The organism is Photorhabdus australis DSM 17609 (assembly GCF_000711895.1).
Classification (GTDB): domain Bacteria; phylum Pseudomonadota; class Gammaproteobacteria; order Enterobacterales; family Enterobacteriaceae; genus Photorhabdus; species Photorhabdus australis.
The window spans coordinates 32,293-52,235 of sequence record NZ_JONO01000028.1 but is presented as its reverse complement, the minus strand read 5'-3'; the positions used below and the strand labels follow the sequence as shown (position 1 = coordinate 52,235).

17 protein-coding genes and 1 pseudogene are annotated in these 19,943 nt (G+C 45.0%); 16 read left to right on the top strand and 2 right to left on the bottom strand.

The features are described from left to right. Positions 1–157 precede the first annotated feature (157 nt). The gene (locus tag BO26_RS09575; RefSeq protein ID WP_036771049.1) at positions 158–907 is read right to left on the bottom strand and encodes an SDR family oxidoreductase; all 750 of its coding nucleotides are present in this window, start codon (positions 905–907) and stop codon (positions 158–160) included. Between the two features lie 3 nt (positions 908–910). Beyond that, entirely contained in the window at positions 911–1,324 is a 414-nt protein-coding gene (locus BO26_RS09570; protein ID WP_081861884.1) for an MFS transporter, read from the bottom strand. A 487-nt stretch (positions 1,325–1,811) separates the two neighbouring features. Between BO26_RS09570 and BO26_RS09565 the strand changes: the two genes are divergently transcribed. The 16 genes and pseudogenes from BO26_RS09565 (at position 1,812) to BO26_RS09495 (ending at position 19,351) form a co-directional block, all read left to right on the top strand. Continuing rightward, a complete protein-coding gene (locus BO26_RS09565; RefSeq protein ID WP_236637417.1) occupies positions 1,812–3,236 on the top strand; it encodes a gamma-aminobutyraldehyde dehydrogenase in 1,425 nt (474 codons plus the stop codon). Between the two features lie 15 nt (positions 3,237–3,251). Next, the gene (locus BO26_RS09560; RefSeq protein WP_036771047.1) at positions 3,252–4,025 is read left to right on the top strand and encodes a nuclear transport factor 2 family protein; all 774 of its coding nucleotides are present in this window, start codon (positions 3,252–3,254) and stop codon (positions 4,023–4,025) included. A 52-nt stretch (positions 4,026–4,077) separates the two neighbouring features. Next, complete coding sequence (locus BO26_RS09555; RefSeq protein WP_036771046.1) at positions 4,078–4,833, top strand: FadR/GntR family transcriptional regulator; 756 nt, start codon at positions 4,078–4,080, stop codon at positions 4,831–4,833. Between the two features lie 35 nt (positions 4,834–4,868). Further along, on the top strand, positions 4,869–5,621 hold the full coding sequence (locus BO26_RS09550) for a cache domain-containing protein (protein WP_036771045.1): 753 nt from the start codon (positions 4,869–4,871) through the stop codon (positions 5,619–5,621). Further along, positions 5,606–5,797 (top strand): annotated as a pseudogene (locus BO26_RS22050) (hypothetical protein); the annotation flags it as partial. The gene BO26_RS09550 and the pseudogene BO26_RS22050, both read left to right, overlap by 16 nt. A 61-nt stretch (positions 5,798–5,858) precedes the next feature. After that, positions 5,859–6,245 (top strand): DUF805 domain-containing protein, encoded by a 387-nt coding sequence (locus BO26_RS09545; protein WP_036771044.1) that lies wholly within the window; start codon positions 5,859–5,861, stop codon positions 6,243–6,245. Between the two features lie 39 nt (positions 6,246–6,284). Next, entirely contained in the window at positions 6,285–7,826 is a 1,542-nt protein-coding gene (locus BO26_RS09540) for an NAD(P)/FAD-dependent oxidoreductase (protein ID WP_036771043.1), read from the top strand. Positions 7,827–8,570: 744 nt separating this feature from the next. Beyond that, positions 8,571–10,004: an NAD(P)/FAD-dependent oxidoreductase gene (locus tag BO26_RS09535; protein ID WP_036771042.1), complete on the top strand. Its 1,434-nt coding sequence runs from the start codon at positions 8,571–8,573 to the stop codon at positions 10,002–10,004. Next, entirely contained in the window at positions 10,001–10,852 is an 852-nt protein-coding gene (locus tag BO26_RS09530; RefSeq protein ID WP_036771041.1) for a HemK/PrmC family methyltransferase, read from the top strand. Before BO26_RS09535 ends, BO26_RS09530 begins: the two co-directional genes overlap by 4 nt. Before the next feature lie 24 nt (positions 10,853–10,876). Further along, positions 10,877–12,151: an aminotransferase class I/II-fold pyridoxal phosphate-dependent enzyme gene (locus BO26_RS09525; RefSeq protein WP_036771040.1), complete on the top strand. Its 1,275-nt coding sequence runs from the start codon at positions 10,877–10,879 to the stop codon at positions 12,149–12,151. A 63-nt stretch (positions 12,152–12,214) separates the two neighbouring features. Continuing rightward, the gene (locus BO26_RS09520) at positions 12,215–12,556 is read left to right on the top strand and encodes a chorismate mutase (RefSeq protein ID WP_236637416.1); all 342 of its coding nucleotides are present in this window, start codon (positions 12,215–12,217) and stop codon (positions 12,554–12,556) included. Beyond that, a complete protein-coding gene (gene pabB / locus BO26_RS09515) occupies positions 12,537–14,612 on the top strand; it encodes an aminodeoxychorismate synthase component I (protein WP_036771039.1) in 2,076 nt (691 codons plus the stop codon). The genes BO26_RS09520 and pabB overlap by 20 nt, the downstream gene beginning before the upstream one ends. After that, positions 14,605–15,477, top strand: a complete 873-nt coding sequence (locus BO26_RS09510) for a prephenate dehydrogenase dimerization domain-containing protein (RefSeq protein WP_036771038.1) — start codon at positions 14,605–14,607, stop codon at positions 15,475–15,477. Before pabB ends, BO26_RS09510 begins: the two co-directional genes overlap by 8 nt. 22 nt (positions 15,478–15,499) lie before the next feature. Then, positions 15,500–17,032 carry an MFS transporter gene (locus BO26_RS09505; RefSeq protein WP_036771037.1) on the top strand — a complete coding sequence of 511 codons (1,533 nt, stop codon included), beginning with the start codon at positions 15,500–15,502 and terminating at the stop codon, positions 17,030–17,032. Positions 17,033–17,819: 787 nt separating this feature from the next. Then, complete coding sequence (locus BO26_RS09500) at positions 17,820–19,061, top strand: hypothetical protein (protein WP_036771036.1); 1,242 nt, start codon at positions 17,820–17,822, stop codon at positions 19,059–19,061. An 89-nt stretch (positions 19,062–19,150) separates the two neighbouring features. Continuing rightward, complete coding sequence (locus tag BO26_RS09495) at positions 19,151–19,351, top strand: hypothetical protein (RefSeq protein WP_036771035.1); 201 nt, start codon at positions 19,151–19,153, stop codon at positions 19,349–19,351. Positions 19,352–19,943 lie beyond the last annotated feature (592 nt).

Genomic DNA, 19,943 nt, shown 5'->3' with positions numbered 1-19,943 from the left:
CACCCCGGTCATATGTTTGCTATGCTCCTGGGGATTTATAGTGGTCAACTAACACATGTTAAATATACATAAAATTGTCAGTCACGGTCTGAAAAGTCACAATTAATTTAGTTCATATTGGCTATTTAAAGTGACCACTACACTTTTCAATATGTGTCTATTTTCCTCCCGCCAGATCGATGAAACTACCCGTGACATATGAAGCCTCATCAGACAATAACCATACTATTGCTTGGGCTACCTCCTCAGGTTGACCGCCACGTTTCATCGGCAAATTATCTTTTATTCGATCAACCCGCGTTGCCTCACCACCATAAGCATGCATCTCGGTATAAATGAATCCAGGACGAACAGCGTTAACGCGAATTCCTTGGGCGGCCACCTCTAGAGATAGACCAATGGTTAAGGTGTCAATAGCACCTTTTGAGGCTGCATAATCCACATATTCATGTGGAGAGCCTAGTCGAGATGCTGCTGAGGATACGTTAACAATGGCTCCTCCCTGACCTCCATGGCGAAGCGCCATACGTTTAACTGCTTCACGTGCGCAGATAAAACTGCCGCTGACATTAGTGGCAAATATAGTGGCTAGTCGCTGTGCATCCAACTGTTCGATGGATGCTTGGGGCATAAGTATTCCTGCGTTGTTCACTAATCCAGAAATTGGACCGAGCTCTTTATCTATTTGCTGAAACATTTCCACGATCTGTCCTTCTTGGGCAATATCGGCCTGTACGGCAATGGCTTTCCCACCAGCATGAAGAATCATATCGACAACCTCTTGCGCACGGGCTTTACGCGTATGATAGCCAATGCAAACCTTATGTCCTTTGCTCGCCAGACATAACGCGGTAGCCCGACCAATGCCGCGATCCCCACCGGTGATCAGGGTGATTTTATTTTTCATGTTTTATTTATCCAGTCGCAAATTTATTTTTGATTTATTTATCAACATCAAAATAGCAATACTGAGGCAAAACAACGCCATTACGGTAAATACCCCTTTACCCCACCATTCTAGCAACGCGCCACCGATAAAAGGCCCCAAGGATAACCCCAGAATCACAAGTGTTGATGCACCTAAATAGGCTCCACGATAGCGTTCCGGTGCCAGACGGTCGAGCAAGATGCTCAGATTAGGTAACAAGATGGCTTCTGCAATGCTGAACACCACTGCAACCAAGCCCCACCAGAATGCACTGGCGGTATCGTTAATCCAGAACAACAGCTGGGAAACGGCAAAGATCAGCGCGCCAACTAACCTCTTTTCCAGCGGTAAAAAGTATTTGAGAAATTTCCCAATAACGGTAAGTCTTACTGACATTATTGTCCCCTTGAGCATAAGCTAATATTTTTTAAGTTTTCTTCTGACTTCCTGTCCTTCTTTCTTATATATTAACCTCAACTAACATATGTTAAATATATACCCGTTATCTTCCAGGTAGCCTCTTTGTTGGCTGCACTCACTCACCCCGGTCACAGAGTTATCTATGCTCCCGGGGATTCGTTCCCTTGTCGTCGCGATGCATCCTGAAATTCATTGGGTATATTTTATTTGCCGTTTTTTGTAATAGAGACTGAACCCGTTGGTTTGTCCATATTGCCTAGTCCGTAAAATCTGAAATCCTCGATCCTGTTCATAGATCGGCATATTTTCCTAAGCAGGAGTGCCGAAAGTTACATTTATGTATCTGATTAATCTTTTGTTTTTTACTTTTTTGTTACAAATTTGACAGTGGTGTAACCGTTTAATATATTAAATTATAGGTTATATTTTATGTTATCCAATTCATCAGGAGGTAACCATGGCGGTGCCAATGCTCAGGCATTTCATTAATGGTCAGTATGTTGAATCTAAAAGTTCCGAATATTTTGATCTGGTAAGCCCGGTCACTGGTGAAACTTATGCGCGTTCTCCTAACGCGACTGTGGCTGATGTTGATGAAGCGTATGTATCAGCTAAAGAGGCGTTCAAGATCTGGGGGCGTAGCACCCCGTCAGCCCGTCAGCAGGCATTGCTGGCATTAGCCGATGCAGTGGAAAAAAACGCTGAACGTTTGATCGAAGTGCAAAGCCGCAATACGGGGCAGCTCAAGCATATGATTGCCTCTGAGGAAGTTGCGACGTCAGTGGATCATATTCGTTTCTTCGCTGGTGCCGCTCGTTTTCTGGAAGGTAAAGCTACTGCTGAATATCTTCCTGATATGACGACCAGCATCCGGCGCGAACCATTAGGCGTGGTGGGTCAAGTTACACCGTGGAATTACCCGCTGATGATGGCCGTATGGAAGATAGCGCCTGCGCTGGCTGCGGGCAATACTGTGGTACTCAAACCGAGCGATACCACGCCGGAAAGTACTCTGTTGCTGGCTGAATTGGCCAATCCGTTCTTCCCTGCCGGTGCATTCAACGTGGTGTTGGGTAATGCTAATGCGGGTGCTTTGGTTGTTTCACACAAAACGCCAGCTATGGTTTCTATTACAGGTTCTGTGCGTGCAGGCTTGCAGGTTGCCTCTTCGGCGGCGACTAATCTCACCAGAACACATTTGGAGCTAGGGGGCAAAGCGCCAGTGGTTGTTTTCGCTGATGCAGATATGGATAAAGCAGTGGAGACCATTGTTACTGCGGGGTACTTTAATGCTGGTCAGGATTGTACAGCAGCCTCGCGTGTGCTGGTGCATGAATCTGTTTACGATACCTTCGTCGCCAAACTGGTGGCGGCAGCTAAAGTCACCCGCTTTGGTGATCCGGAAGATGAAGAGGCGCTGTATGGACCACTCAATAATGTTCGTCAGCTGGAGCAAGTCAAAGGGTTCATTGCACGTCTGCCCGCTTATGCCCGTATCGAAACAGGAGGCCGTCAAGCCGAACGTTTGGGTTATTACTTTGAGCCTACGGTAATTACCGGCCTGGAACAGCACGATGAAGCAATCCAGACCGAGATTTTCGGCCCGGTTATCACGGTGCAGAAGTTCTTCGATGAACAGGATGCCATAGAGAAAGCTAACGATGTGAAATACGGACTGGCCTCTAGTGTCTGGACCCGCGACCATGGCCGCGCGTTGCGCCTGTCACGTGAACTCGATTTCGGTACCGTTTGGATTAACACCCATATTCCTCTTACGGCAGAGGCGCCGCACGGTGGTTTCAAGAGCTCTGGATATGGTAAAGATCTGTCGGTTTATGGCTTCGATGAATATACGCGTATCAAACACGTGATGAGTTCCAACGACTGACACAGGACATCTGTAATGACTCAGAATAGATCTCTACGCGATTGGGTGTCGCGCGCACACCACGAGCTATTTACTGACCGTGATGTAGGGGCGCTTGAGCGTTGTTTCTCGCCGCATTTTATCGAACATTCTCCATTGGTCAAAGAGGGGCTTGCCGGATTACGTGAGCTGATCTGCACACATCCTGAGCTGCACCACGAAACGTATCGTGTATTGCAGGATGGTGATTTGGTTGCTATCCACGGTCGTTTTCTGGGGTTAGACGACAGGCCGTTGGTCGGTTTTGATCTGTACCGGGTTGTCGACGGCTTAATCGTGGAGCATTGGGATGGTCTGGTACCACAGGCTGCACCCAACGCCAGTGGTCGGACTCAGTTAGACGGCCCGACTGAAACAGGTCATAGCCATAACCCGGAGAAGAATCGCGAACTGGTGGTCAACTTTTTTACACGTACCCTGATCGAGGGTTACTACGAAGAGTTTGGGAACTATACCAATGGTGAACTGTTTCGCCAGCACAGCCCCGATATTCCCGATGGTACGGCGGCAGTCATCTCGTTTCTTAAGCAACTCAGGGATGAAGGGCGGGGCCTGCATTACACTAAAATTCACCGTACGGTAGCCGATGGGCAATTTGTTCTGACCCATTCGGAGGGGAGTATTGCCGGAGCGCGTCACAGCTATTTCGAGCTATGGCGCATTGAGAACGGTAAAGTGGCTGAGCTTTGGGATGCTATCACCCCGGTCCCGGAGGATGCGAAAGCGCTGCATCGCCACGGTATTTTTTAATGTCGTTTGCAGACATGTCGGAATCCATGTTTTTTCAATCAGGAATTAAAGAATGATGGCATATTCCATCGTCTACGCACAGCTCGATCAGGCCACCCGGACCGAACAGGTTGTGGAACGTTTAAGTAACGCGATCATCTCTGGGGTATTACAGACCGATGAGCAGTTGCCTAATGAAAACGAGCTGTCGCGTTTGTTGGGGGTGTCGCCAGTAACGGTACGTGATGCTCTGAATACGCTGCGCACCAGGCAGTTGATCGATACCCGGCGAGGACGTCATGGCGGTAGTTTCGTATGTCAGGTTCCCGTTGAGATAATGCGGAAATATCATCCGTTGCGGTTGATGGCTTCAGGCGAGCTGGCGGATTTCAGCGAATTTCATTGTGCAGTGATTGGCCACAGCGCGAGGCTTGCGGCGCAACGTTCAACGCCGGGTGAACTGGAGATGCTTGGGCAGTTGATCGACAGTTTTGCAGCTGCGACGCAACCAGATGCTCGTATACAGGCAGATATGCGCTGCCTGTTAACCCTGGCATCCCAGGCGCAATCGGCGAGGCTTGCTAACCAGGAGCTGGAGATTCAGTCCGAATGGACGCCTTTGGTGGTGCTTCTGTACCGGGAGGCTGCTGTACACAGCGAAGTTGTTACCGCCTGGCGTTCACTTTTGGATGTTCTACATAAGGCTGACGATTTCGCCTGTTATCAGCTGGCGCAGAGAATGATTTCCCGCATTACTGACCACCTGCTTGAATGCAAATTGCGCATGGATATCAATGCGTCGTTCTTGCAGAAACCCGCCCGCGAGTAACGCGGCTGCATTCATCCCAGGAAAGGAAGTGGCATATGTACAACAACATACATGCAGAATGGGTCAGGAACATCCTGGACGATATCCTGACCTCGGCACAGAGGGCTACCGCAGCCCTGGCAGATGCGACGGCGCGTATTTTATCGGAGATGCCTGTACATTATACGGAAGGTGCCCGCTTAACGCGGGAGCAGCGTACTGCATTGCAAAAACATATCCACGATGTACTGCATGACAACGCCTGGTGTAATGGGGCGGGGTTCGCCAGTTATGTGTCAACGAAGATGGCGGGGGAGGAGGGAGGCTACTGGACGTTGGAGTGGTGGCGTCAGGAAGGGGGCACCATTCAACAGGCACAACTGGAACACAATCAGGAGCAGTGCAGACGTCTGGACTTCCGATTGTTTGACTGGTTCCGGCAGCCGGCAAGTTGCCATCTGCCCTTTATCGATGGTCCCTATGTGGATTATGTCTGCAACGGAGCCTACACGATTACAATAGCTCACCCGGTACTCATCGGTGAGGATTTTGTCGGCGTTGCGGCGGCGGATATGCTGGTTTCAACGCTGGATCGGTTACTTCTGCCCGCTCTGGGAGCCATTGGTAAGCCAGTATTGGTTATTAATGGCGATGCGCGGGTTGTGACCTCGACAGTGCCGGGAGTGCGTTCCGGTTCACTATGGAAGTGTCAGGACGTTAATCAGTCAGTCGATGGTGAAGTACCTTCACTGCGTTTGGTGATCCTACCATCATTACATCGGGAGTCTGCCTGTTGGAGTGTGGTCTGATCCTGCTGATGTGTGGTATACACGGCAATGTGATACGTTTCCTTCCGCCGCTGACCATACAAAATAATGTTTTTGACGAAGCACTTAACATTCTGGAATCTGTGCTGTTCGATCTGACTGATCCGTCCGTAAAAAGTCAGGGGGGCGTAATGACTGGGAGCTTGCGCGAGTGTTGACTGAACGGGTGCAGATTTTACGGGTTGGTTAGAGCCTGCTGCTTCACAAGAGAGAACAACAATGCACTGGTATTTAAATGTATTAAAGAACTATGCATGTTTCAGGGGGCGAGCCAGGCGTAAAGAGTTCTGGTATTTCGTTCTGTTCCAGATTCTGGCTGTATTTATTATCTCTTTCCTTGAAAACTACTTTGCTGTTGCCAATCCTGAAATTTATATGGGCTGGTTCAGCGCTGTCTATCTGCTGCTCACATTTTTGCCCGCGCTAGCAGTGAATGCCCGCCGCCTGCATGACATCAACTGTAGCGCTTGGTGGTTACTGCTGCATCTCATTCCGTTTATCGGCACCGTTATCCTGCTGATCCTCGCCGGTCTGAAAGGGAGCTCTGGCAGCAATAAATACAGCTCAGAGAGCCGGATTCACTTACAGGGAAACGCCCCGGACTAGACCTGCGGGTGATTTCAAGATCACGACAGGAGTGCTGAAATGACAATGAACAGGAGAGACTTTATCTCTACCGCCGTGACACTCGCGGGGGCAGGAGTGCTTTCATCCGTACTTCCTTCCTTCTCCCTATTCGCCCGGACTTTAACTGAGGCTGATGTTTCTGCCGTCAATGTTGATAAGCTCCGGCCAATATTGTTGGAGGATGCGCAGCACAGAGCCAGCCGGTTGAGGTTGGACCCGCGTATCTGGAACTGGCATAAAGACGCTGCTGCTGACGTCATGCCAGCCAACTACTATGAAGCTTCTCTGGCTGACTGGCCCGCTTTTGGACGTCTGCCCGGAGACCAGAACTGCGAGGTTGTGGTCATCGGCGGTGGATTGCTGGGGGCTTCCACTGCATTGCATCTTGCAGAAGCGGGCGTGGATGTGATTTTGGTTGAAAAGGATAACATTGGTTCAGGCGCTTCTGGCCGCAACGGAGGACAGATGACTCCCGGGCTCGCTCGCTGGGAAGCTGAAACCATGCTGGAAAAACTTTCATCCGATGAGGCTAAACGCTTATGGCGTTTTGCGTCTGTTGAAGCGATGAATCTGGTGGATGAACTCCGTGAGCGTTACAATTTCGAATGTGACCGCAAATATGGTCATATCACTGTTGCGGTGCACGCAGGCCACATGGGGACACTGGTGGCTAATGCCGATGCCCGGCGCCAGCTGGGCGATACGGCGGTGAAGGTTATTGGATCGCACCAACTACAGGAAGAGTATGTGCGGTCGAGTATCTACCATGGAGCAAATATCGACAGTATCAGCGGGCAGGTCCAGTCTCTGGCACTGTTGCGTGGCTTGGTTTACGGTTTCGCCAGACTGGGTGGGCGAATCTATGACAGCACGAAAGTGAAGGGCATCAGGCAGGAAGCTGGTAGCACAGTGGTAGAAACTGAGTGGGGAATTATCAGGGCGAGTAAAGCCGTGGTGCTGGGTGTGCATAGCTCCACGGGTGAGTTTATCTCCGGCCCTTCCACCACGGTGCCTTTTTTCACCTATGTGTCGGTAACGCCGCCGTTGCCAGTGGATGTCAAGGAGCTGATCCCGTCAGATATGCCGGTCTACGATACACAGTTACAGGTTGACTACTATCGTGCAGTGCGTAACAACCGCCTGCTGTTCGGTGGACAGGGTACTGGCAACTCTTGGTCACCGCGTGATGTAAACAACTATCTGCTTGAGCGTATCAGAACCGTGTTCCCGCAGCTGGAAAAAATCGAACTAGAATATTCCTGGGGTGGGATCAGCGATCTGACCCTGAACGGTGCAACCGATGCCCGTAAGAGCGGCGACAGTGTACCCGTGTATATGGTACATGGCTGGAACGGTCATGGACTGGCGCAGACGGTGCGTATTGGCAAAGCTATCAGCGACGAGCTTACCAGACGCAATGACGACTTTACCATGCTTACCTGCATTGACCACGTGAGTATCCCGCTGGGTTCCTATCTTTCTCCGGTCGTCATTCCATTGGTTAAGGGTGCTCTGGGAATGATAAGCATGTTTAATCCGGCAGAAATAATTTCGTTCTGAGCAAGAGGGACGGTTTATTTTCCTTAACTTCGCTAATTTAGTAATATCAATAATCACCAATATAATAGTCAATGTCAGTATAATTACTGATGTTGCTATTTTTTCATATATTACGGGGAATTGATAGAAAATATAAATTTAAAAAATCACTTGTTTTGAGGATTTTTGTTTTTATATTGAAGAATGAAAAAAATTTAAAATAATGTTCCCCGTAACAATTAAAATAAAAATTATTTTTATTTTGTATTGAAAACATTTATATGATTTTTTTATTTATAATATGAGGATAAATTTATTTGACAGTTTTGTATTTGATGACTATTGTTCTTTCCTGATTTGTAAGTGTTATTTACAATTTAATAATATCACTTGTTATTATTTGTTTTAAATATAATTATATTTTTGTAATTTTTGTTTAACGCAATGTTTTTCCTTTTTTTTCTTGTTTTTTATGTTGTAAGTTTTATTTAATTAGTTTTCATAGGTGATTGTATTTGCTTGATAATAGACGGAAACTGTTTCTGAATGTGATTATTTATTGTTGTTGCATATTTGTTTTTTAATTTCACAAGTATTGGTGTGGTTCGTGATTTTAATTTATGACTGACGTGCTGTTAATTCTTTTCTACCATTGATGTAATTCGGTAAAAATATCTTTGCTGTAAAAAGGTAATAATTGTTTTTCTGTTGTTGTTGACAAAATATTTTAAATAAACTGGCTACAGGCCATACAGGAGTAAATAAGTGAAGTATGACTTTATTGTTGTGGGTTCAGGGGCAATTGCAGGTTCAATCGCTTATGAGCTGGCAAGCAGAAATTTTTCCGTTTGTAGAGTTGGCGAAACGGATAGAACCAACGCTGCCTCTAAAGCTGCTGGTGCAATGAATGGTTGTTTTGGCGAAATTACCAGCGGTTTATTAGCGAGTGAACACGGTAAGTTAAAGTTGAATATGGATTGTATCGCTAAGGAGCTTTGGCCGGCCTGGGCGCAACGGTTAGCGGACTCTTCCGGTGATACAAGGTCGCTGTTCACCGCTAAAGGGACTCATGTGATACTCAACACTGCCGGGATGGAAGAGGTTGACACTATCAATTATGAAGCTATCGAGCAAACCCTGATCGATTATGCCGCCCCTTATGAACCCGTTGATCCGCGTGAAATTCAGTGGTTAAAACCCAACGATTTAGTGCGTCCGTTGCGTGCTTTGTATATCCCTGATGAACATGCGTTGGACTCGCATTTATTACTGGAAAAACTGGATGCCGCATTGATTGCTGAAGGGGGTATCCTGAAAGACGAAAATATTAAGTGTGTACTGATTGAAGAGGGTGTAGCTACTGGCGTCGAATTGCTCAGTGGTGAGCATTTAATGGCAGATAAAGTTGTTGTTGCTGCCGGGGCGCATTCGTTGGATCTGTTATCAAATGTACCTTCTGTTGTTCGCCAAATTCCGCCAATTTTTGCCGGTTATGGGGTGTCAATTTTGGTCAAGATGCCAAAAGGTAGAGAGTTACCGACGTCAGTCATTCGTACTCCTAACCGGGCATTTGCCTGTGGGTTGCACTGTGTACCTCGTGGTGATGGTGTTCTGTATCTTGGGGCGACCAATATTTTGGCCGAAAAACCACGTAGTCAGGCACTGATTTCTGATGTGCAGTTCTTGCTGGGGTGTGCGTTAGAGCAGTTGGATATTAACTTACATGATGCTGAAATCCTTTCAATTCAGGTTGGTAACCGGCCAATTCCTGCTGATGGATTCCCGTTGATTGGTGAATGTGGCGTGAATGGTCTTTGGCTGGCTACCGGTACTTACCGTGATGGCTTACATCAGTCACCATTATTGGCAGATTATATCGCCAATGCTTTGACTGGCATTGAAAATACGCAGATTAACCTTGATTCCTTCAATCCTGTTCGCCCCCCACTCGTGGGTTTCTCCCGTGAAGTAATGGCTAAAGAGACTGTCCAGCAAATGCTTGCTACAGGTTACGAATATCGCTGGGATATCAAACCTTATTGGTTACCACTGCTGAATGAAGGTATGACGCGGAATTACCAGGATTTGATTGAATCTCTTCATCCTCAGTTCACACCACCACCAGAACTGGTTGCTTTCTCTTATATTTATGAATCTATGCGTAAACGGTTACGTAGTTATTATGAGGCATGGTCATGAGTTTTTCGTTGAAAGATCAGGAAGCCATTGATAAGGCCAGGGAATTACTGTCAGAAGCGGGTGTTTGGGATGTAGAAACCGATCTTGATTGTCTGGTTGATCGCTATCTGGAACGGCGCTGTCAGGATCGTGCCCGTGATGAATTCATGCTCGCGGTCCATGAGCGTTGTAACCGTATTCCGCTTGGGCATATTGTTGGTGCTGTGGATTTCGATGGGTTGCCTCTGGTGGTTGGTTCGGGGGTATTTATTCCGCGTCCTCATAGCCAGATTATTCATAAATGGCTGGAGAATGAGTATAAAGTGCCTCAAGGGGCAACTGTTTTGGATTTATGTTCCGGCAGTGGTGCTATCGGTTTAGCTATTGCTAAACGTCGCCCGGATTTAAAGATCATTTGTGTTGAATATGACGATGTCGCTTTTCAATACCTGACGCGCAATATCAATCGATTGACTAACTGGGCGATTAGAGCCGAAGCATTAAAAGCAGACTTACGGGATTGGCAGGCATTTTCTCAATTTAACCAATCGGTAGGGTTAATTGTTGCCAATCCGCCTTATGTTCCAGAGCAACAGACAATATTACCGGAGTGGGAGGAACATCATCCTTATACTTCGGTGTATTCAGGCAATGATGGACTTGATTTAACACGATTGATTATTAAACAAGCCTGCCAGCTACTGCAATTAAATGGTTGGTTGGTCATTGAACATGGTGAAAGCCAGGGGGAGAGAGTCAGAACATTATTTTCAGACGCAGGTTTTTCTCTGATTCGAACAATTATCGATGAAGATATTTCTGACAAAACAGGCAGTTCGGTAATCACTGTAGGTTGTAAGCTCATTTGAACTTAGACAGTTGGAGTCTAGATAATGGATGTAAAACACAAACAGGATTGGATGACAATTCGCAGATCGCGGACTACCAGAGCTTTAGCACAAGCTATCGACGAAGGTTTGACCAGCTTCACTGTAGTAGAGCGTCAAGGTAAACAAGTTACTACAGAAGAAAGAAAGGTTTTTACTGAATTTGTCTCCTGTTCTTATTTAGGATTGGAACATCATCCTGCGTTAATCGAAGCAGCAAATCAGGCAATGGCTAAGACCGGGATACATTTGTCATCATCCCGTGGTGCTATGCGCCCGCCATATTTAGGGCAATTGGAGAAATTGCTGGAAGAAATCTATCAGGGTGGCTCCGTTGCTGTGTTTACGTCCACCAGTAATGTGCATCTTGGGGTATTACCGTTATTGGGTAGTGGTTCTTTACCTAATTATCCTCTTGCCCGGTCAGCACATTGGTTAATGGATAAAACTGCTCATGCATCTATGCAGATATTACGCGGTATTCTCGAACAATTTGGACCGGTATCGCGGGTTGACAGTGCCGATGAGCAATCGATACAGCAAGCTTTGCAGAACTGTGAGGAGAATCAGCGTACTCCTATCCTGTTGATTGATGGCATTGGTTCAATGAATGGTTTGATCCCCGTTGCAGAATTAACCCGGAAATTGGCCGCTGCTGGAGGCTATGTCTATGTAGACGATGCCCATGGTATTTCTATTATGGGGCGTCATGGTGCAGGTTACGCCTTTGCAGCACTTGACCATATTTTGCCGTCTAACCTCATACTTGCTGGTTCGTTATCCAAAGCATTTGGTGGTGCGGGTGGTTTTGTGGTTGTTGCAGGTGCCGATGATGTTGAAGTGATTAGCACTTTGGCAAATCCTTTGGTTTTTGGTCATTCGATTATGGTGCCGATGCTGGCAGCTAATGTTGCCTCAGCAAAACTTCATCTTAGTCTGGAAATAGAAATACGGCAGGAACAACTATGGAAAAACATCAATCTGTTTGATTCTTTGATGAATAACAGCCTGATGAATGCTGGTGTGCAATCGCCTGTTCGTGGGGCTTTATTTGAAAACGAAGCAGAAGGGCTTGAAGCAGCTCGTTTGCTACGTGACAGCGGTATTCTATTGTTCCCGGTATTTTATCCACTTGTCCCGGATGGTAATGCGATGTTGCGTTTTGCTTTCTCTAGTGAACATAGAGTTGGTGAGATTAGGCACTTGGCAAATACTTTGCTCGAAATACGGGAGAAAGGGTTAAATTGGGTTGAGCCACAGGCCGTCGTTCCACAGGTCTAAGTGACACATAAATTTATCAATAAAAAAGATGATCACAATGAACGCGTGATAAAGAGCAAAGATATGACTCAATCAATAATAAGTAAGCAGGACATATTGCAACCTCACAGGGAATCTCTGGATATTATTAATATACAGATTTTGTCGCTACTTTCTGAACGGATGAAGATCTGTATGAAAATCGCTGAAATAAAGGCGGAGCAGGATATTCCGATGATGCAGCCGCAACGTATTACCGCGTTATTGGCTATGTTGAAGGATAAGTCAACGGATTTTGGGCTACGGCCTGAATATACTGAATTAATATTTCAATTGGTTATTGAAGAAACCTGCCATCAAGAAGAAAAACTGATTGATAAGTTATTACGTGAGAAAAAAAATAATAATGAAAATATTGCTCATTGATAATTATGACTCCTTTACGCAAAACATTGCTCAATATCTGTATGAAGTTACCGGCAATGTACCGGTTGTCGTTACCAATTCCGTGGCTTATGAGGAGTTGGCGATAGACGATTATGATGCGGTAGTCCTTTCGCCAGGACCGGGGCATCCGGCTGAAAGTCGTGATTTTGGCGTCTGTGCAGAAGTCATTGCACGTGCCAAAGTGCCATTATTGGGTATTTGTCTCGGTCATCAGGGAATTAACCTGGCATTTGGTGGTTCTGTAGAACATGCCCCCAATCCGGTACATGGTTATCGCAGTCGTATCAGGAATACCGGGGAAGGATTATTCCGCGGTTTACCTGAACAGTTTGAAGTGGTCAGATATCATTCGTTGGTATGTACCCGACTTCCTGATAATCTAAAATGCACTGCCTGGACTGATGATGGTTTAATTATGGCAATTGAACACACTCAACGGCCGATCTGGGGGGTTCAATTTCATCCTGAATCGATTGACTCTGAGTATGGGCGTGAGCTGTTGGGTAATTTTGTTCACATAGCGAAGGCATATAAAGAAAATAATGAGCCGGAAATTATAGTTCAGGATAAGCGCCTCTCTGTCAATGATGCTTATCTTGCAATAGGCGGAAGTGAGCATCTTAACCTGAATTATCGTGAATGTGAGGGCATCGTTGATCCTGAAGCTCTGTTCATTCATCGTTACAGCAATGATACCCATTCTTTCTGGCTTGACAGCGAAAACTCTGACAGACCCAATGCTCGTTTTTCAATTATGGGAAGCGGTAATGAACGGGGCACTATCAGGCTTGAATACAGTGTACAAACTGAGAATTTGCGTCTGGTTGGTGCTGAGGGAGAAAAGATTGTCCATGGTGATTTTTTCTCGTTGATGTCTGACCTACTGAGTTTTGTGGAGATTTCAACACCAAAAACGATGCCATTTGTATTCAAGGGTGGCTTTGTCGGTTATTTGGGATATGAATTAAAGGCGCTAACAATTGGTAGCAGTAAATATCATTCAGCACAGCCTGATGCCAGCTTAATATTTACGCCGCATTTTTTTGTATTTGATCACCAGCAGAATAAGCTTTATGAATGCCTGATTACACCGATAGGACAACCACAAAATTGGCCATCGGAGCCTTTAGTGGCAATTGCAAAAAATACCGGTGAAGTGATACCCAACTTTATTCCAGGTGCTGTCGATCAGAATAAGATTTGTCTGGAATATGATGCTCAGAAGTATATAGATGGAATTTATAAATCACTTCAATACATCAGAGATGGCGAATCTTATGAAATTTGTCTGACCAATAGGGCAAAGATGGCTTATTCCGGGCAGCCATTGGACGCTTATCGGCGGATGCGTCATGCCAGCCCCGTTCCTTATGGTGCATATTTGGCATGTGGAGAATTTTCTGTGCTCAGTGCATCGCCGGAAACGTTCTTACGCATTGATGAAACCCGAGGTGTTGAATCCAGGCCGATTAAGGGTACTCGGCCACGAGGAAAAACAGAGGCAGATGATCAGCGTCTTCAGCTGGAATTGAGTCAATCAGCTAAGGATAGAGCTGAAAATCTGATGATTGTTGATTTAGTACGCCATGATCTTAATCAGGTGTGTCGCCCCGGTAGTGTGCATGTACCTGAATTGTTTAAAGTTGAGAGTTTCTCTTCTGTACATCAATTGGTTTCGACAATACGTGGTGAATTATGTGATGAAACTTCATCAATGGAAGCTATCCGGGCATGTTTCCCGGGCGGATCAATGACTGGCGCGCCGAAGAAGCGCACGATGGAAATTATTGACACTTTAGAATCATCGGCACGCGGTATCTATTCCGGTGCGCTTGGCTGGTTATCCTTCAGTGGTGAAGTGGAATTGAGCATTGTGATACGTACCGCTGTGTTACATCAAGGATGTGCTGAATTTGGTGTAGGAGGAGCAATTGTGGCTCACTCCGATCCTTATGGCGAATTTGAAGAAACATTGGTTAAGGCTAGCGTGCCCTATTTCAGTTTTAGTCATACGGCGGAGGAAGCGTGTGAGTAACCACAAAGTCGTCATTCTTGGTGGGCAGGGGGCTATAGGTTCTTTATTAGGGCGTCTTTTTACTCACTTTGGTTGTGTGGTACACAGTGTAGACAAACGAACGCAGGGAGTGCGTTCTGATTGCTATCAGGTTGATATTTTAAATCCGACTGCGGATTCTGGAGTGATTTTTAATGAGGCAAAGGCAGTCGTCTTTGCCTTACCGGAAGCCGTTGCAGTACAGGCTTTGCCTTGGGTATTGTCGGCGGTGGGTGATGATGTACAGATCGTATCAACCTGTTCAGTTCAAGCCCCGTTCTATTCTGCATTGAAAGCTGCCGCCCCTGGGCAGCCTTTCATTGGGGTTAACCCGATGTTCTCACCATCTTTGCCGGAGCAAAAAAGGCCAGTTGCAGTCGTTCTCGATAACTGTCATGTTAGTGAGCATTGGATTGAGCAGGTATTGAAGCAGGCCGACATGCGCATTAGCAGAATGATGCCGGAGGAGCATGATCGGGTTATGGCGCTTTGTCAGGCTTTACCCCATGCTGCGATACTGATTTTTGGTCTGGTGTTGGCGAAAAGTCCGTTGGATATTTGTACTCTGGCGACGGTTGCGCCGCCACCGATGCGTACAATGCTGGCATTATTAGCAAGGATCTTACGTAATCCAATAGAAGTGTACTGGGACGTTCAATATGAAAATTCGATGGCTGCTGAACCACGTCAAGAGTTACTGCATGCCATACAACAGTTAAATTCGATAGTACAGGCTGGTGATCAAACTGAATTTGGCAATAACCTCGGAGATATTGCTCAACAACTGGGGGAACAGCTCGATATCAGTGCTGCTGATTGCCAGCATATTTTTTCAACGCTTGAATGATATTAGGAAAGGAGTTGAGGGGATGTCGTTAAATAGAGTTGCTGAGGCTAACGGGCGGGCAGGACTCAGAAATTGGCTGGGATTACTGATATTGATGTTACCCGTATTGTTGGTGACTGTGGACAATACGATCTTAAGCTTTGCTTTGCCAAAAATTGCTGAAGCTCTGGGACCCAGTGCAAGTCAGCAATTATGGATAATTGATGCTTATTCATTGGTATTGGCGGGTTTGCTGGTATCAATGGGGAGTATTGGTGATCGTGTTGGTCATCGTTCATTACTGTTATTTGGATCTTTGGGATTTACTGTTATTTCCGTGTTAACAGCGCTGTCAACTTCACCCGTGCAGTTGATTGGAGGACGAGCCGTACTGGGATTTTTTGGTGCGATGCTGATGCCTTCAACCTTAGCTTTAATCAGCACTCTTTTTGAGGATCGTGAACAGCGTCGATTAGCTGTGGCTATTTGGGCGACAACATTAACTGTTGGTTCAGCATTAGGTCCTGTCATTGGGGGTGTTTTATTACAATTCTTTGATTGGAACTCAATTTTTCTATTAGCAGTACCAGTATTAGTGCCATTGTTGATTTTTGGGCCTATGTTGTTGCCAGAGTCCGATAAAAAGCAGACAGGCATTATCGATGTGTATAGCGTTCTGTTATCGATCATTGCGATGGTTGGTATTGTTTACGCGATTAAACATCTTGCCAGTGACGGGTTTGAAACAAGTGTAATACTAGAGCTGTCGGTTGGTCTCGTGGCTGGCGTGTTGTTTGTTCGCCGGCAGCGGAGTTTGTCTGTCCCGCTGATGGATCTGTCTCTGTTCCGTAATGGTGTGTTTACCGGTTCGATTATGGTCAACTTATTGAGTCTGGCCTTGCTGGTTGGTTTTGTCTTTTTTGCCACTCAGGTTTTACAAATCGTGCTGGGAATGAAACCGATTTCGGCTAGTCTGGCACTGGTTCCAGGACAAATCATGGCGATTGTTATTGGTATGGCAATAGTGCCGGTTGCTCAGCGGATGCCGGCTTACTATCTGGTGCCGCTGTTGCTGAGTTTTGCTGGTGCTGCGTTTCTGCTGGTCGCCAGTATCGGTAGCGATTTGACCACTCTGATTATTGCTTTCGCATTATTAAATGTTGGTGTGGGCGCAATCGCTTCGGTGTCCAACGATCTAGTGCTTTCGGCAGTGCCATCGTCTAAAGCAGGGGCGGCATCGGCTATCAGTGAAACCGCTTATGAAGTGGGGGTTGTACTTGGTACGACAATCATAGGTGGATTGGTAACCGCCTTCTATCGTGTCACTCTGCAATTGCCAGATGGGATCTCTCAGGAACAGAGTGGGTTAGCGTTAGAAACTCTGGCTAGTGCTTACGTTGTAGCGAGTTCATTGGCTGAGGTGGAAGGGCAGCAATTGATAGCGGCAGCCTCAGAATCATTCACCAGCGCTATTCATATGATGAGTTGGATGACGACGGTATTGACCGCAGGCGTGGTATTGCTCGCCTGGCGTTTGTTGAAAGCTCCGCAGAAAGCCCAGGTGCTTGAATATTGATAGTCTTTAATAGTGCAGCCGTTGATAACGGCTGCACCGTGTTATGCTGATTATTAGTCTGCCCTGATTCAGTTATTTTGATTTACTGCGTGACTTCAATTAAGGCTATTTTATTTACCTTTCTTGTCGCTAATTTAAGAATTTTTTTATAGAATTAATTTTTTAAAAATTTAAGGTAATTCGTAAAATATCTCATTTTTAATTATTTATATATTTCACTTAAATTATATGCATAATTTCATCATCAAATAATGTCTATAGTTTTCTATCTTGTCGTTATTTCTGAACGATATACTTATTATTTGTATTTTATAATAGTACCTGATGGGAAAAATATAAAATTAAAAGTTTTAATTGGTATTCATTAAAATATCGTGGTGTATCACGGAAATATTCACTTAGATTAATGAAAAAAGTGTAAAATTACACTAATATTTTAAATTGTGTGATTTAAATGTGGCATCCAATTGCTTTTTATAAAGCGAATAAGTACTTACCTAATTAATTTTCATGGGAATTATTTTGCAGGCATATTCGCTGTTGAGATGCTTATATCCTTTGCCAGAAAAAATTGATGTTTTCGCTATTGTTAATTTGGCGATTAACCAGGGGCAATATTTGGGCTATTAGTAATATACCCTATGGATTTCAGGGTGCATCGCGACGGCAAGGGAGCGAATCCCCGGGAACATAGATAACTCTGTGACCGGGGTGAGTGCAGCCAACAAAGAGGCAACTTAAAAGATGACGGGTATAAACATATAAACTTAAATTCTGGAGAATATCTATGGATAAAATAAGAACTGTCTCTGAAACTTTGGCAATATTATATCAGTATCATCATCTGGTTGGTATAGAACGGCAGCCAAAGCAACTTAATACTTTGGATTTTGACGGCAAAGTAATATTCTCTAACGATCCAAAAACAGCTACTGTGCCGCCTGCATTTGTCACGATACAGACAATACAAGAGATGAAGGAACTCGGTGGTGTGCCTGACAGTGAGTATGGCCCTGGCAGGATGGAACCTCATCATCCATTACCTGAGCCGTTTTCTGCTGAACGATTGGCAAATGTCTCGGGTAATCATATTGATCTGTGCAAAGCTTTCAGGGCCTATATCTATAGTGACTCTAATTTGGTCAAAGATTATGAAGAAATTCTTAATACAAAGCGTTTCCCGATGAAAGTTGCATTATACCGTGGGGAAACAATCACTATTGCTGCCGATAATCCGTTGATTATTGAGGATAAAGATGACTATGGTGAACCAGTTGTTTTGGTGTATGACCAGATAATCATTGAACCAGGAGGTCAAATTATTTACCGCACTCATGGTCGGATCGAAGCTAACACGCTTGTAGGTAATGGAAGTGATCAGAGACCGGACATTATCAGTAAAGGCGATGATGGAGGTGATGGTGTTGATGGTGCGGCAGGATATGATGGGTGTAATGGCAGAGATGGTGCTGCTGGTATAGAGAATAAATATGGCTGTTCTGTGGAGCCTGCAGCAGGTTCGGATGCAACTGATGGCTCTTCTGGAGGATTGGGGGTAGGAGGCGGAGATGGTGGAAATGCAAATGACATAGTTATTAATGTTCAATTTGTTACTGGGTCAGTCAATGTGAAATCAATAGGCGGCCATGGTGGAAACGGGGGCAATGGTGGAAATGGAGGGAATGGGGGAATAGGAGGGAATGGAGGTAATAAGACAGGCAAATCCAGTACGGGGAGAGGGAGTGCAGGAAATGGAGGAGATGGAGGAGACGCGGGGCATGGGGGAAAAGGTGGGAAAGGGGGAGACAGTGGCAACGTATATATTAATTTCCTGGGCGGTCAGCCAGTAATGAATGCTCAGTCATATGGAGGTAATGGCGGTAGTGGTGGGAAAGGCGGAAAAGGTGGAGTTGGTGGAGTTGGTAACAGTAGTCAACCAGGAGTATTTGGTCGGGATGGTATTGATGGAAAATCGGGAGGGGCGGGTGTAGCTGGCAAGATATATATTAACGGTAATGTACAGAATTAATTCTTGGGGGCACAATAATCGGATTGGTTTGAACGACGATAATTGAGTTAACGACTTTGCGTCGATGGGTAAGTATAATAATTTGGCAAATGATTAATCAGAGTAAGAAATATCGATATGAATCGGCAATGGGCCAGATAGCCCATGAAGTTGGAAGCTTCTTGCGGCAGGGCCGGGGAACCGTCACAATGCCAAATTGCCGGTTTGCCCGTGTGGAACTATTTGTCTGTGTTGAACTACAAGATGTGCAGCTATTTCCAGTGGCTGCACTGTATCAGGATAATGATTGATTCGGTCGTTTTGATTAACGATTTATTTAATTATGACTGTTTTATTGATCTTTTTATCGGTTATTCAATCGTTTATTTTTAAAAAATCTTATTTTAATGAAGAATTATTTTATAATTTTAGTTTAAATCATATTCATAATTTTATTATTTAATAATATCGATAGGTTTCTATTTTGTTGTGATTTTTTAAGAATACAATTATTCTTATTTTTTTATCCTTATTTTATAATAATACCTCATGAGATAAATATGAAATTGAAAATTTTAATTAGTATCTATTAAAAGGTAGTGATGTATCACAGAAATATTTTCCATAATTAATGGAAAAAATGGTAATTTGCATTAATATTTTAAATTGCGTCATTTCAATTTCGTATCTAATTGCTTTCTGTATAGTGAATAAATATTTACCTAATTAATTCTCGTCGGAATTATTTTTCTGGCCTGCTTGTTGTTGAAGTGGCTATATCCTTTGTCAGAAAAAAATCGATGTTTTCGCTCCGGTTAATCTGGTGATTAGTCAAAGAAAAAATTCTGACTATTAGCAATTTAGTGACATAACCGGTAGCGATAGCAGTAGAGACGTTGGAAC

Bases quoted from the DNA above. Each gene is read 5' to 3' on its own strand.
- BO26_RS09500 (WP_036771036.1), top strand. From the start codon at position 17,820: ATGGATAAAATAAGAACTGTCTCTGAAACTTTGGCAATATTATATCAG.
- BO26_RS09495 (WP_036771035.1), top strand. From the start codon at position 19,151: ATGATTAATCAGAGTAAGAAATATCGATATGAATCGGCAATGGGCCAG.
- pabB (WP_036771039.1), top strand. From the start codon at position 12,537: ATGAAAATATTGCTCATTGATAATTATGACTCCTTTACGCAAAACATT.
- BO26_RS09550 (WP_036771045.1), top strand. From the start codon at position 4,869: ATGTACAACAACATACATGCAGAATGGGTCAGGAACATCCTGGACGAT.
- BO26_RS09545 (WP_036771044.1), top strand. From the start codon at position 5,859: ATGCACTGGTATTTAAATGTATTAAAGAACTATGCATGTTTCAGGGGG.
- BO26_RS09505 (WP_036771037.1), top strand. From the start codon at position 15,500: ATGTCGTTAAATAGAGTTGCTGAGGCTAACGGGCGGGCAGGACTCAGA.
- BO26_RS09530 (WP_036771041.1), top strand. From the start codon at position 10,001: ATGAGTTTTTCGTTGAAAGATCAGGAAGCCATTGATAAGGCCAGGGAA.
- BO26_RS09575 (WP_036771049.1), bottom strand. From the start codon at position 907: ATGAAAAATAAAATCACCCTGATCACCGGTGGGGATCGCGGCATTGGT.
- BO26_RS09525 (WP_036771040.1), top strand. From the start codon at position 10,877: ATGGATGTAAAACACAAACAGGATTGGATGACAATTCGCAGATCGCGG.
- BO26_RS09540 (WP_036771043.1), top strand. From the start codon at position 6,285: ATGACAATGAACAGGAGAGACTTTATCTCTACCGCCGTGACACTCGCG.
- BO26_RS09560 (WP_036771047.1), top strand. From the start codon at position 3,252: ATGACTCAGAATAGATCTCTACGCGATTGGGTGTCGCGCGCACACCAC.
- BO26_RS09520 (WP_236637416.1), top strand. From the start codon at position 12,215: ATGACTCAATCAATAATAAGTAAGCAGGACATATTGCAACCTCACAGG.
- BO26_RS09570 (WP_081861884.1), bottom strand. From the start codon at position 1,324: ATGTCAGTAAGACTTACCGTTATTGGGAAATTTCTCAAATACTTTTTA.
- BO26_RS09555 (WP_036771046.1), top strand. From the start codon at position 4,078: ATGATGGCATATTCCATCGTCTACGCACAGCTCGATCAGGCCACCCGG.